Annotated in this window: 6 protein-coding genes; 5 read left to right on the forward strand and 1 reads right to left on the reverse strand. The window is 63.1% G+C overall.

Annotated features, from left to right (window positions below):
• The first annotated feature begins 18 nt into the window (after positions 1-18).
• The 5 genes from AABE10_RS14895 to AABE10_RS14915 all read left to right on the forward strand — a co-directional run bounded on the left by AABE10_RS14895 (position 19) and on the right by AABE10_RS14915 (position 13,191).
• The gene (locus AABE10_RS14895) at positions 19-8,868 is read left to right on the forward strand and encodes a hemagglutinin repeat-containing protein (protein ID WP_342934042.1); all 8,850 of its coding nucleotides are present in this window, start codon (positions 19-21) and stop codon (positions 8,866-8,868) included.
• A gap of 27 nt (positions 8,869-8,895) precedes the next feature.
• Positions 8,896-9,138 (forward strand): hypothetical protein, encoded by a 243-nt coding sequence (locus tag AABE10_RS14900; protein ID WP_342934043.1) that lies wholly within the window; start codon positions 8,896-8,898, stop codon positions 9,136-9,138.
• A gap of 91 nt (positions 9,139-9,229) precedes the next feature.
• A complete protein-coding gene (locus AABE10_RS14905) occupies positions 9,230-9,652 on the forward strand; it encodes a hypothetical protein (RefSeq protein ID WP_342934044.1) in 423 nt (140 codons plus the stop codon).
• Positions 9,653-10,002: 350 nt separating this feature from the next.
• Positions 10,003-11,784: a ShlB/FhaC/HecB family hemolysin secretion/activation protein gene (locus tag AABE10_RS14910; RefSeq protein ID WP_342934045.1), complete on the forward strand. Its 1,782-nt coding sequence runs from the start codon at positions 10,003-10,005 to the stop codon at positions 11,782-11,784.
• Positions 11,785-11,901: 117 nt separating this feature from the next.
• Positions 11,902-13,191, forward strand: a complete 1,290-nt coding sequence (locus AABE10_RS14915) for an MFS transporter (RefSeq protein ID WP_342934046.1) — start codon at positions 11,902-11,904, stop codon at positions 13,189-13,191.
• Positions 13,192-13,215: 24 nt separating this feature from the next.
• On the opposite strand, the gene AABE10_RS14920 is transcribed toward AABE10_RS14915, so the two are convergent.
• Positions 13,216-14,244 (reverse strand): AraC family transcriptional regulator, encoded by a 1,029-nt coding sequence (locus AABE10_RS14920; RefSeq protein WP_342934047.1) that lies wholly within the window; start codon positions 14,242-14,244, stop codon positions 13,216-13,218.
• Positions 14,245-14,417 lie beyond the last annotated feature (173 nt).

A 14,417-nucleotide genomic window follows, 5' to 3' on the forward strand; every position in this document is an offset into this window, starting at 1 on the left:
TCTGCAATCCATAAGAATATGAACAACAGGTCGTACCGGCTGATCTTTAGCCGGATTCGCGGAATGCTCGTGGCCGTCGAGGAAACCGCAACCGCTACGGGAAAATCGGGCGAGACACCCGCGGGCCGCGCTTCGGGCGTACAGGTTACGGGCTTTTCACTGCGCAGTCTCGTCGCGCTGTTATTGGCCGTCGCGCCCGTGCTTGCGTTCGCGCAGATTGTGCCAGGCGGCGCGCATGCGCCTGGCGTCATCACGACGCAGAACGGTATCCCGCAGGTGAACATCAACAAACCCTCGGGATCGGGCGTGTCGATGAACACGTACAACCAGTTCGACGTGTCGAACCGGGGCGCGATACTGAACAATTCGCCGACGATCACGAACACGCAACTGGCGGGCTACGTGAATGGCAACCCGAACTACGGGCCGAACGACTCGGCGCGCGTGATCGTCAATCAGGTCAACAGCAATTCGCCGTCTCAACTGCGCGGCTATCTCGAAGTTGCGGGCCGCAGCGCCGAGGTCATCGTCGCGAATCCGAACGGGCTGCTTCTGGACGGCGCGGGCTTCATCAACACTTCGCGCGCGGTCCTGACGACGGGCACGCCGAACCTTGCGCCGGACGGTTCGGTGTCGGGGTTCAGCGTGACCCAGGGCAACATCACGGTCCAGGGTGCGGGGTTCAATGCCTCAAACGTCGATCAGGTTGACCTGCTCGCAAGAGCCGTTCAGGTCAACGCCGCCATCTACGCGAAGAACCTGAACGTCATCACGGGTTCGAACAACGTCGACTACGCGTCGCTGAACGCCACACCTATCGCGGGCAACGGTCCTGCGCCTGGCGTGTCCATCGACGTGAGCAACCTCGGCGGCATGTACGCAAACCGTATCTGGCTGGTGGGCACGGAGAACGGTGTCGGCGTCTCGAACAGGGGCGTGCTCGCGGCACAGGCGGGCGACCTGATCCTGACGACACAGGGCCAGCTCGTACTGGCCGGACAGACGAACGCAAGCGGTAATATCACGGCGAGCGCGCGCGATGGCATCGACAACAGCGGCACGACTTACGGGCAGCAGAACGTCAGCGCGAACACGTCGGGCGCGCTCACCAACAGCGGCACGCTCGCCGCACAGCAGAACACGACCGTCAGCGCGGGCAGCGTCGCAGCGACGGGCACGCTCGGCGCGGGCGTGAACAGCGACGGCACGATTGCGAGCGCGGGCGACCTGTCCGTTTCCGCGAGCGGCGCCGTGACAGCCACCGGCCGCAACGCGGCGGGCGGCAATGCGACGATCCAGGGCACATCGGTCAATCTCGCGGGCAGCAGCACATCGGCGAACGGCGCGCTTGCACTGACGGCAAGCGGCGGCGACCTGAACCTGACGGGCGCGACGACGACGGCGGGCACGACACTCAACGCCACCGCAGCGGGCACGCTGACCAACGACAATGGCGCGCTCTCATCGGGCGGAGCGCAGACTATCACGGCAGGCGCGCTGTCGAATGGCGACGGACAGATCGTGTCGGGTGGCGCGCTTTCGACAAATGTCGCGGGCGCGATGTCGAACCAGGGAGGGACGATGCAGGCGACGGGCGCGCTCGGGGTGTCCGTCGGTTCGCTCGACAACTCGGCGGGTCATGTCGCCTCGATCAATGCAGACGGCCTCACCCTGACGACGACGGGCCTGCTGAACAACGGCGCGGGCGGCACGATCGGCGGCAACGGCAATGTGACCTTGCAGACCGGCCAGTTGGTCAACGCCGGTTCGATCACGGCGGTGCAGACGCTTATCGCGAGCGCCACGCAGTCGCTGTTCAACAGCGGAACGCTTGCAGCCAACAACAATGTGACCTTGTCGGCAGGCTCGACGCTGGCCAATGCCAACACGATTGCGGCCGGTCATCTTGCAACGCTCACGGCAGCAACGTTCGACAACAGCGGTGGCACGGCCAGCGCCGACCAGATCGCGCTCCACGCGACGAACCTCGTCAATCACGATGGCAGCATCACGCAGACGGGAACGGGCGCGACGACCGTCGATGTGACGGGCACGCTCGACAACACGAGCGGCATGCTCCAGACGAATGCCGCGGACCTGACGCTCTCGCCCGCTGCACTCGTCAATGATCGCGGCACGATTGCGAGCGCAGGCACGGGCACGCTTGCGGTGAACACGGGCGCACTGTCGAACAACGGCGGCACAATTGCGACGAACGGTGCGCTGAACGTGCATGCTGGCGCGGCAGCGAATCGCGGCGGTACGCTCGCGGGGCAATCGTCGGTCACGCTCGACGTTGCGTCGCTCGATAACAGTGCGGGCGGCTACGTCAGCGCGCAGGCGGTTTTGGTTACGGACACGGGCACGCTGAACAATGCGGGCGGCACAATCCAGGCAAACAGCACACTCGGTGTTTCGGCGCAGTCGCTTGCCAACGACGGCGGTACGATCGCCAACGGCGGCACAGGCACAACGACGGTCGCGTCAAACGGCGCGATCACAAACACGAACAACGGGTTGATTGGCGGCAATGGCGATGTGTCGGTTTCGGGCAGCAGCATCGATAACTCAGGCGGCACGGTCGTTGCGGGCGGTGCCACATCGGTCGAGTCGGGCAGCACGCTCGTCAACCGCGCGGGTCTGATCCAGGGTACGGGTAACGTAGTCGCGTCGGCGCAAGGCGCGATCGACAACACGGGGGGACAGATCGAAGCGGACGGCGCGACGGCGACGCTCGCTGTCACGGGCGCATCGCTCGACAACGCGAACGGACGCATCGCCACCACCGGCACCGGCGCGACCACCATCAACGCGCGCGCCATCACGAACAGCAATACGGGTGGCGTCGCGGGCGCGGGTATGATCGGCGGCAACGGTGACGTGACGGTGAACGCGCAGACGCTGTCGAACACGAATGGCGCACAACTGCTGTCCGGTCACGACCTGACACTGAACGTCGCGCAACTCGCCGACAACACGAACGCGACGCTGTCGGCCGCGAACAACGTCACGCTCAACGCCGCGAACGCGGCTGTCATCAATGCGGGCGGCTCGATTCACGGCAACGGCGCGGTCGCGCTCAATACAGCAGCACTGGATAATTCGAATGGCCGCATCGGCAACGACCAGGGCAGCGGCGGCAGCATCACGATCAGCACGGGCGCGCTTGCGAACCAGAACGGCGCGATCGGCAGCGACCAGAACCTGAGCGTCACGACCAATACGCTGTCGGGCGACGGCCGCATCATCGCGGGCAACGACGGTACGGTTACGGTCAACGGCGATTACACGCTCGATGCCGCCAACGTGATCCAGGCGAACCACGACCTGACGTTCACGACGGCGGGCAACTTCACGAACCAGGGCACGCTCGGCGCGGTCAACGCGCTGACGGTGAACGCGGCGAACGTCGACAATCAGGCGGGCGCGGACATCAACTCGTCGAACACGACGGTCAACGCGCAGAACGCGATTACAAACGAAGGCCGCATCGAAGGCGATTCGGTGACGACGCACAGTGCGTCACTGACCAACACCGCGACGGTCGTCGGCAATACGGTCACGCTGAACGCCGGTTCGATCGCGAACACGGGCACAGCGGCTGCAATCGCTGCGGCAACAGCCGTCAACCTGTACGCGCCCGGCGACATCACGAACACGGGCGGCGCGACGATCTTCAGCCTCGGCGATATCAACATCGCGGCAGACGGCACGCGCGATGCAAACGGTCTGCTCGCGAACCGTTCGAACTCGCTGACGAACGACCAGTCGACCATCGAAGCGCAAGGCAACATCGAAGTCGCGACGCAGACGCTGACCAACACGCGCCCCGCGCCGCTCGTCCAGACGGTGACTACCGATGTCGAAACCGTCCATCAGACCAAGCGCGACAAGTACACGGCCTGCGCGACGACGAACGCGGACAACCACTCGTCGTGTACGCAGGCCGTATGGGATTATGGCTATCAGGCGCCGGTGAACAGCACGTACAGCAGCGCCGATGTCGTATCAACCGCAAACGGCCCCAACGCCACTGACCGCGTGCTGGTCGTGAACATCAACGGCCAGCCGACGACGATCTACTACAACTCGATCACGACCAACGCTGACGGCTCGATTACCGTCAGCTATTGGGACGGCTACAACCCGAACGTCAACTACGACCCCGCGACCGAGTACCCCACGCGCAACGACGCGCATCACGGCTACCAGCGCGTCGAGATTGCACGCGACACGACGACCACCACGCAGCAGGACCAGACGACGGGGACGCAGGCACAGGAGGCGCAACTCGTCGCGGGGGGCAACATGGTGCTGGCCAACGTCGGCACGGTGAACAACGCCTATAGCGCGATTGCAGCGGGCGGCTCGATCCAGATCGGCAGCAGCGAACAGGACGGCACGCTCGACAGCGGCAGCAGCGGCACGTATGGCGGCACGACCGTCAACAACACGGGACAGACGCTCTATCAGTACCAGCGACAGGACATCGTCTCGACCTACGCGTGGAACGAGGACATCACGCGCGATGTGGGCCAGGTAGTCGAACCGTCGATCGTGCTGTCGCCGGTTGCGATCGGCGGCACGGGCGGCACGATCGTCGCGAACAACGCGGTGCAGATCAACGCGACGAACGTCAACAACACGAACGTTGCAGCTGCGAACTCGGCGACGGGCGCAGCGGGCGGCACGCCAGGCGCAAACGGGGCTGTAGGCGGCGTGACGGGCGGCAGCACGCAGACTGTCAACCTCGCGACGGGCCAGACGCAGACCATCAACGCGCCGCAGTCGGTCGCGGGCGCGACGGGCGCGCTGAACATCACGTTGCCGAAGAGCGGCCTGTATACGTTCAACACGGCGCCCGGTGCGTCGTACCTGATCGCAACCGATCCGCGCCTGACCAGCTATACGAACTTCATTTCGAGCGACTACATGCTCGGCCAGCTTGGCTACGATCCGTCGAAGGTGGAGAAGCGCCTGGGCGATGGCCTGTACGAAGAACAGATGGTGCGCAATCAGGTCACGCAACTGACGGGCCGCGTTTATCTGCAAGGTTATACGAGCAACGAGGACGAATACCGCGCGCTGATGACCAACGGCGTGAACGTCGCGAAGGAATTCAGTCTCGAACCGGGCATGGCGCTCACGGCTGCGCAGATGGATGCGCTGACGAGCGATATCGTGTGGCTCGTCAACCAGACCGTCACGCTGCCAGACGGCACGACGCAACAGGTGCTTGCGCCTGTCGTGTATCTGGCCCATTCGCATGCGAATGATCTGCAACCGACGGGCGCACTGATCGCGGCCGATGACGTCGAGATTCACGCAACCGGCAGCGCGGTGAACTCGGGCGTGATCAAGGGCGGCTCGCAGACGGTGATCAGCGCGACGGACATCGTGAACCGGGGCGGCAAGATCGGCAGCAGCGGCGCAAACGGGACGACGGTTGTGTCCGCGACCAACGATGTGGTCAACGCGTCCGGCCAGATCACGGGGAATCGTGTTGCTGTGCTTGCGGGTCACGACATCGTGAACACGACGCTGGTCGACACCGTCGGTGTGAGTTCGGTAGCCGGCAACAGCAAGGTCAATCAGACGCTGCTCGGCGCACAGGGCACGATTGCGTCGACGGGCGACATGATCGTGGCGGCGGGCCACGACCTGAACGTGCATGGCGCGAATATCAGCGCGGGCGGCAATGCGCAGATCGCGGCCGGTCACGACGTCAACGTGGATACGGTCCAGGCCGATACGTCGCAGTCGGTCACGAAGAACGCAAACCATCATTGGGAAGCGAACAGCACGCTGAACGAAACGAGCGGCATCAGCGCGGGCGGGAGCCTCGCGATGCAAAGCGGCAACGACATGACGTTCAAGGGCGCTGCGGTGTCCGCAGGCGGCGACATGGCGGTTGTGTCGGGCGGCAACCTGACGGCGACGACGGTCACGAATACCGCGTCGTACAACAACGTCGCAACCGACGACAAGACACGTAAAGAAGTCGACCGCAGCTATGACGAGCAGGCAGTTGGCACGTCGTTCAACGCAGGCGGCAGCGGCACGCTAGCGGCTTTGAGCGCCGACGCGGGTAAAGGCAACGTGACGCTGACCGGCTCGTCGCTGTCGACGGACGCGGGCGCGGCGAACATCGCGGCGACGGGTAACGTGACGATCAACGAGGCGCGCGAGGAACACGACAGCTATACGGCGACGGAATCGAAGCGCGGCAGCATTGTCCACGGCTCGACCACGGATACGATGCAGAGCACGCAGGCCAGTATCAGCGTCGGCAGCACCGTATCGGGCGACTCCGTCAACGTCAGCGCGGGCAAGGATCTGACGGTAAAAGGTTCGACCGTCGCGGGGACGAACGACGTGAAGCTTGCCGCTACTGGCAACGTGAATATCACCACGTCTCAGGACACACAGAGCACGCAGAGCGACTACGAGAAGCGTGAATACGGCTTCCTGTCGGGGCTGAATCCGCTGAACCAGCTTGACGGTGGCTTGCAGGGTTACAGCATCGGCACACGCAAGACGACGGACGCGCAGCAGGCAACGCAGGTCACGAACAACGGCAGCATGGTCGGCTCGCTGAACGGCAATCTGAGTGTCGCGTCCGGCAGCGACCTGCATGTGACAGGCAGCACCCTGCACGCGGGCAACGACGTCAATCTGGCGGGCAAGACGGTCACGATCGATGCGGCGCAGAACACCGCGACGCAGAACGAGCAGCAGTCGTTCAGCCAGACGGGCATCACGGCGGGTCTGAGCAGCCCCGTGATCGCGGCTGTACAGACCGCGAACCAGATGCGCAAGGACGTGCAGCACACCAAGGGCGATGTGCGCCTGAACGCACTGGCGGCCGCGACGACGGGCCTCGCCGGGAAGAACGCCTATGATGCCGTGGCGAGCGATCCGAGCCATCTCGGCGGCGTCGGCGTCAACGTGTCGCTCGGCACCAGCCACAGTAACAGCAGTTCGACCGGGTCGTCGACCACGGCCGCAGGCAGCACGGTCAGCGCGGGGCACAACGTCAACATTGCCGCGGCGGGCGCAGGCGTGAACAGCAATATCAACGTGACCGGCAGCGACATCACTGCCGGTAATGACGCGACGCTCAATGCGCAGGGCAACATCAATCTCCAGGCTGCGCAGAATACCGACAGTCAGCAAAGTACGAACAGCGGTTCGAGCGCGAGCATCGGCGTGACGATCGGCGTCGGGCAGCAGAATGGCATCTCGTTCCAGGCGGGCGTATCAGGCACGAAGGGTCACGCCAATGGCGCGGACGAGACCTGGACCAATACACACGTCAATGCAGGCAATACGCTCACGCTGCAATCAGGCGGCGATACGAACCTCAAGGGTGCGGTGGCGGACGGCCAGCAGGTTGTCGCCAATGTCGGCGGGAACCTGAACATCGAGAGTCTTCAGGACACCAGTCGCTACGATTCTAAGCAGACCAGCGGCGGCGTATCGGTGAGCGTGTGCGTGCCGCCCATCTGTGCGGGCAGTTCGAGTGTGTCGGCCAGTTTGAGCCAGAACAAGCTGAACAGCGACTACGCGAGCGTCACTGAGCAGTCGGGCATCAAGGCCGGCGACGGCGGGTTTCAGGTCAACGTCAAGGGCAACACCGACCTGAAAGGCGGCGTGATCGCGAGCAGCGATACAGCCGTTGACAACGGTCTGAACAGCCTCACAACGGCGACGCTCACGCATAGCGATATCGAGAATCACGCGTCGTATAGCGGCTCGTCGGTTGGCATCAGCGGCGGCTACGGCGGCAATATCGGCAAGACACAGGGTGGCACGGCGACGAACGTCAATCCTGTTCCGGGCACGACGTTGCCGAGCGCGGGCGGTGTTTCGATGGCACCTCCTGTCGCACTGAGTGCATCGGGCGACGCGAGTTCGACGACGAAGAGCGCGATCAGCGGCGGTGCGATCAACATTACCGACGGCACGAAGCAGCAGCAACTGACCGGGCAGACGTCGGATGAAGCGGTCGCGGGTATCAGCCGCGACACTACCGGCACGCAGGCGACCATTGCACCGATCTTCGACAAGGACAAGGTCGAGGCCGGTTTCGATATCACGAGCCAGCTCGTGAATCAGGTCGGGACGTTCGTCAACAACCGTGCGAAGGAAGCTGATGCAGCAAAGGCAGCCGCCAGCGATCCGAACCTGACGCCGGAACAGCGCGCAGCGGCGCAGCAGCAGGCCGACCAGTTGAATGCTGAATGGGGGCCCAGCGGTAGCTATCGTCAGGTGCTGACGGCGCTTACAGTGGCGGCAGGTGGCAACGTGACGGGCGGCGTGGGCCAGTTAGCGCAGGGCGCGACGGTCGCGTATATCCAGGAACTTGGCGCGAACCAGGTCAAGCAGATAGCGGACTCTCTGGACAGCGATACGGCGCGTGCTGCGCTGCACGCGATCGTCGGCTGCGCGGGCGCGGCGGCGAGCGGTCAGGGGTGCGGCGCGGGCGCGATGGGTGCGGCAGCAAGCTCGGTGATCGGCAGCCTGCTCGGACCAACGACGGATATGTCGGCGGCCGATCGCGAGGCGCGCGAGAATCTGGTGAACAGCCTCGTTGCAGGCATTGCGGCAGCGGGTGGTGTGGATGCTTCGACAGCGACGGGCGCGGCGCAGATCGAAGTGGAAAACAATCAGGTGGCGCGGGGGCGCCCTGTTACCGGAGAACCGAATAGTTACTCTGTACATCCGCTAACTGGGGACACACGATACTACGGAGATGATGGGAAACCATTGTTCGATCTAGACGTCAGCCATTCCCATAGTGGTTTGATTCCCCATATCCATGTATGGCGAGGGGGAACACGTGGCGACGGTGAGCCGTTGTTCTAAGATTGAAAGATACTTAGGAGCTAGACAATGAATGTCTTCTTTGCGACAACTCGGGGCGGAGTCGTCCACTACTTAAGTGCGAAGTCTAAACTAAACAACGTTCATTTATGGGTGAATGGGGGCGTTGATTTGACAGATATCGATCTTAAAACTGAAGACATTTCTGTCTTCGACAAGACATTTGATTTGAAAGATGAGAAGCAATTTGAGGCTGCTGTAGGTACGATCGAAGAGCACTACGATGAATGTATTGTTTGGGTTGAGGCGTGATTTGAATTAAATTCCGCAATCAGATTTATCTGGCTCGCGTGCAAGATGCTCTCCGAATATAGTTTAAGAATCGTGATGTAGTGAGCTAGACATGTCCTCGTTCTCTGAAATCGACTACCAGCGACAATTGATCGTTTCTAGCCTCGACGACTTTACGCCGAACGCGGCGCTTCCCAACGTATACGGTGGGCAGTTCGGCGGAAGCACTGACATGTGGAAGCGTGCGGTGATCGAATTCCTATGCGTCAACGTCAAGTGTGGGCTGATAGAGGCGATTCATAGGAAAGAGCTTTCGGCAAATGAAGGTGCTCATCGCCTTAAAAACATTTTGATATGTGGTGGTGACGAAAATCATATCGATATGGACATCGTATGGAACGCGTTGTACTTCAACTCGACTCCTCGGTTGGATGAGATTCTTGAACGCTTGAATATGAGAACGTGGGAAGCGTTGAAGCTTGATCTAAGCGGAACCTTTATCGCCGAGTTAAAGGACGTTTACGGGCACAATTGACGACTGACTACCGCGTCCTGTTAGTTTTTCAACGCTCAAGACTTCGTGATGGTTCGCGAGTTGTCTGGTTGACCGCCAACACTACACGCAGAATCCGGGGTAACTAGACAAAGCAAGTAAGGAGGCCATATGGCAGTCGGTGGAGGGCCGAATCCCGAGCAGCGGGCCAAAATGACAAAGGGACAAAAAACTGCATATTGGATAGCTGTCGCGCTTGTATGCGCGTTTATTGGCGGCCTTCTGATCAAATCATGGTTCTTCTAACTGAACAAGAGAGCAACTAACAATGAGAGCGGCGGCAGTCACCGGCCGCTTGTCACACTACAGGCAGATCAGGGACCAATTCAATAATGAAGATCAGAACGAGGCTGGCGGCTTTGCCGCTCACAGCCCTGGTAACACTCGCGTCCGCGCAGCGGGCGCCGACGCCAGCAGATGAAGCCGCCGCCGCGCGCGCGAATGCAGAACAGAACCAGCAGCTACAGCAGCAGCGCGACGCGCAGCAGCGCGCGCAGACAGTCAACGTCCCGGCCGTGCGCTCGGCGGCACCCAAGGCCGAAGGCTTTCCGGTCCTGCCCGCCGAGTCGCCGTGCTTTCGCATTGACACGTTTGCGCTCGACGTACCGGCGACGCTGCCCGATCCCGTCCGCAAACGGGGCGCATCGGCGCTCCCGCTCGATCCGTTCGCGTTCGCACGTGAATGGCTCGACCACTACAAGGGGCAATGCATCGGCAAGACGGGCCTCGATACGCTCACGAAGGGACTGCAACAGACGGTTCTCTCGCATGGCTATGTGACAACGCGCGTTCTGCTACCTGAGCAGGATCTGTCGACGGGTACGCTGAAATTGGCGCTCGTGCCTGGCATCGTGCGACATCTGCGCTTTGCCGATCCTGACACGCGCGGCACATGGAAGTCGGCGTTTCCGGCCCGCGACGGCGACCTGCTGAACCTGCGCGACCTTGAACAGGGGCTGGAGCAGATGAAGCGCGTCGCGTCGCAGGACGTGGACATGAAGATCGAGCCAACCGAATCGCCTGGCGAGAGTGATGTCGTCGTTTCAGTGAAGCGAGCGAAGCCCTGGAGCTTCGTCGCGTCCGTCGACAACAGCGGCACGAAGGCAACGGGCAAGTGGCAAGGCAACATCAGCTTCGGCATCGACAATCCGCTCGGGCTTAACGACGTGCTCGCGCTCGGCGCAAACCAAGACCTGTCGTTTGGCAACAAGACGCTCGGCTCCCACGGCTTCAACGGCTCGTATTCGGTGCCGTGGGGCTACTGGACCGCGACGCTGTCGGGTAACACGAACACCTACTATCAGAACATCGCGGGCGTGAACCAAACGTTCGTGTCGAGCGGCAACGTGCAGACGGCCGCGCTCCGACTCGCGCGCGTCCTCTCGCGCAGCCAGAACGATGTCTTTGGCGCGGAGTTCCAGCTATCGAAGCGCTTCGGCGAGAGCTTCATCGATGGCACGACGACCCCGATCCAGCACCGCAACAACACGTTCATCGAGGCGGGCCTGACTGACCGGCACTATTTCGGCGCATCGCAGTTCGACGGCACGCTTGCGTATCGACAGGGTATTCGCGACCTCGGCGCGACGGGCGACCCGGACCCAACCCTGTATTCCGCGACCGACGACAGCAAGCCGCGCCCGACATACCTGTACAAAATGGCGGTGCTTGACGCGAACCTGTCGGTGCCGTTCGCGATCGCTTCACAGAACTTCCGCTACCTAACTACCTTTCACGCCCAGTACACGAACGACACACTGTTCTTCATCGACGACCTGACCATCGGCAGCCGCTACACGGTACGCGGCTTCGACGGCGAGACGATGCTCGCAGCAGAAAAAGGCTTCTACTGGCGCAACGAACTTCAATGGGTAACAGGACAGACAGGACAGGCTCTGTACGCGGGAATCGACTACGGACGCGTGTTCGACCCGAACACAACGATACTGGCGGGCACGCAACTCGCGGGCGCGGTCATCGGCATTCGCGGCGGCGTGCCGGCGAAGTATTCGGGGCTCTCGTATGACCTGTTCGCGGGTACGCCGATCTACAAACCAGCCGGCTTCCCCACCGCGCGCGTGACGCTTGGCGCACAGGCGACTGTGCAGTTCTGATCCACCGTCGGACGCGATCGAAGAGGCAACCATCGCAGACACCACCGCAGCTGCTAAAGTCCTGCGCAACGCAGCCGTTAACGCAGTCACGCATTCCCAGCACCTGCGACTCGATCCATGCCTCGCCCCGAAGAACAGCCGGCTCGCCAGGCCGCTCACATCGACCCGAAGACCATCGCCGCCATCGTGATCGGCAACGGCTTCGTCGCCTACGACTTCACGGTCTACAGCTTCTCGGCCGCGCTGATCGGCAGTCTGTTCTTTCCATCGGCGAACCCCGCGTCATCGTTTCTGCTGTCGCTTGCGACGTTCGGCGCGGGCTTCGTCATGCGTCCGCTCGGCGCCTTGATGATCGGCCATATCGCCGATAACCGCGGCCGCCGCGCCGGCATGATCGTGTCGCTGACGTTGATGACCGTCGGCACGTGGATGATCGCCTGTCTGCCAACGTACGCGACGATCGGGCCTATATCGACCGTGCTGATCGTCGTCGCGCGGCTCATGCAGGGTTTGGCCGCAGGCGGCGAGATCGGACCGGCATCGGCGTCGCTGATGGAGTCGGTTGCCTATCGGCATCGCTGCTTCATGGTGAGCTGGCGCGGCGCGAGCCAGGGCGCGGCGGCATTCGCGGCGGCGCTGATCGGCGCGAGCACCACGGCGCTGTTGTCGCACGACGCGATGCAAACCTGGGGATGGCGCATCCCGTTTGTGCTGGGCGGCTTCATCGGACCCGTCGGCTGGTATCTGCGCGGCCGGATGGCTGCCGCGCAAACGCTGGCCGCGCGCGAGCGACTGTCGGCGCGCCTTTTCACCGAGCACGCGCGGCCGCTCTTCTGGGGCGTCCTGATGATGGCCGCGCCCACCGTCAGCATCTACGTGACGGTGTTCTACATGCCGTCGTACCTCGTGCGCACGCTGCACCGGCCCGCCGCGATCAGTCTGCTGACGGGCTGCATTTCCGGACTCGTGATTCTCGTCGTCACGCCGCTCGTCGCGCGCATGGCCGACCGGCTCGCGAGCCGCAAGACGCTGCAATACGTGACGTTCGCCGTTTCGATCGCGGCGGCATGGCCCGTGTTTCGGGCGCTGCTCGACGGTGCAAGCGATATTGCCGCGCTGCTCATCATCACGGCTTTCGTCGCGTTCGCGCTGAACAACGCGGGCGCCGGTTCCGTCCTGATGATGGAGGCCTTTCCGCGCCACCGACGCGCAGCGGGACTGGCCGTGATCTACAGCGTCGGCGTGGTGGTGTTCGGCGGCTTCTCGCCGTTGATCGTCACGTGGCTCATCGACGCGACGGGCAATCCGATGGTGCCCGCGTGGTATCTGATCGCGGCGATGACGCTCTCGCTGGCCGGACTGACGCGCTTTCCCGAACGCACGCAAGCGGCGCCGATACAGCGATAGCAGCAGCCGCGCCGCGCGCGCCGCTCACTCGTGCTCGCGTTGCAGCGATCGTGCGCGGGTGCGCAAGTCCTGCGGGCTCATGTCGAATGCGCGGCGAAACGCGCGCGTGAAGTCCGACGCGCTGTTGAAGCCGAGCCCATACGCGATGTCGATCACCTGAAGCTGCGGGAAGCGCACGAGCTCGTTGGCGGCCTCGCGCAGCCTCTGGTTGCGTATGTATGCGCCCAGACCGCCTTCGTGCTCGAACCAGCGATAGATCGTCGCGCGCTTGAGTTGCAGCGTCTGCACGACGCTCGCCGGCGACAGATCGGGCCGATGAAGATTCGCATCGACGAAGCGCCGCACTCGCGCGAGCACCGCGGCCTGCAGCGCGGCGCGTCCCGCGCCCGTCAGCGTCGCCTCCTGCCGGAACGCGGCGATCAGCAACTGCGCGCCCGTTTCGAGCGCGCGCGCCGCTTCTTCGGGCTGAGCGTCAACAATCGTCGCCGCGACGCCGGCGAGATGATCGCGCGCCGCGCGGGCAAGCGGCGCGCCGAACGGCAACGTCCGGCCGTGGATCGACTCGCCGTCCGACAGGCCGGCGTCGATCGCATGCTGTGGCACGAACAGCGTCAGCACGCGGCACGCGGGGCGTTCGACGTGAAACGGCTGATTCAGGTCCATCGCCACGATGCCATGCACCGAATCGGCCTCGCTGCGTTTTCGATGCATGCCCGAGATGCGGCCCGTCTCGCCTTCCAGATACAGATGAAACGCGTAATCGCGGCGCGTATCCGTGGAGACGCGCGCGATCGAGCGTTCGAGCACCATCGCGTCGGTTCGCGAGTCGGTGAAAAGGGCGCCGCCCACTCTATAGCGATCGATGTGCGCGCCGAACCCTAGCGTCAGCTGTTGCCGCGAAGGCGGCACGTCGACCACGTGTCCGACCCGCGTGCGCCAGGCGAGCACCTGCTGATCGGGCGCGAGCGCACGCGTGCTGAAGCGGTCGATCAGCAGCGAAATATGCGGTTCGTCTTCGGGCGGCGGCCGGTGCGGATCGGGGCGCTGGGTCATGGTTCGGTGCGGCGGGGGCAGCGTTGCAACTGGATCCGTGCAACGAGCCGCCGGAATTTCTGTCGATGCTGCAGAGAACTGAGACGCATGGTAAAGCCAATCCCAAAAGTCGCGCTATCGTTGAAAGAAAAAAGGCCGGACGGGTCGTGCAGCGTTGCCTTGCGTTGAAACGA

This window comes from Paraburkholderia diazotrophica, from assembly GCF_038900755.1.
Classification (GTDB): Bacteria; Pseudomonadota; Gammaproteobacteria; order Burkholderiales; family Burkholderiaceae; genus Paraburkholderia; species Paraburkholderia diazotrophica_A.

Coding starts and splice junctions, on each gene's coding strand:
- AABE10_RS14895 (WP_342934042.1), top strand. CDS start 19: ATGAACAACAGGTCGTACCGGCTGATCTTTAGCCGGATTCGCGGAATG.
- AABE10_RS14905 (WP_342934044.1), top strand. CDS start 9,230: ATGTCCTCGTTCTCTGAAATCGACTACCAGCGACAATTGATCGTTTCT.
- AABE10_RS14900 (WP_342934043.1), top strand. CDS start 8,896: ATGAATGTCTTCTTTGCGACAACTCGGGGCGGAGTCGTCCACTACTTA.
- AABE10_RS14910 (WP_342934045.1), top strand. CDS start 10,003: ATGAAGATCAGAACGAGGCTGGCGGCTTTGCCGCTCACAGCCCTGGTA.
- AABE10_RS14920 (WP_342934047.1), bottom strand. CDS start 14,244: ATGACCCAGCGCCCCGATCCGCACCGGCCGCCGCCCGAAGACGAACCG.
- AABE10_RS14915 (WP_342934046.1), top strand. CDS start 11,902: ATGCCTCGCCCCGAAGAACAGCCGGCTCGCCAGGCCGCTCACATCGAC.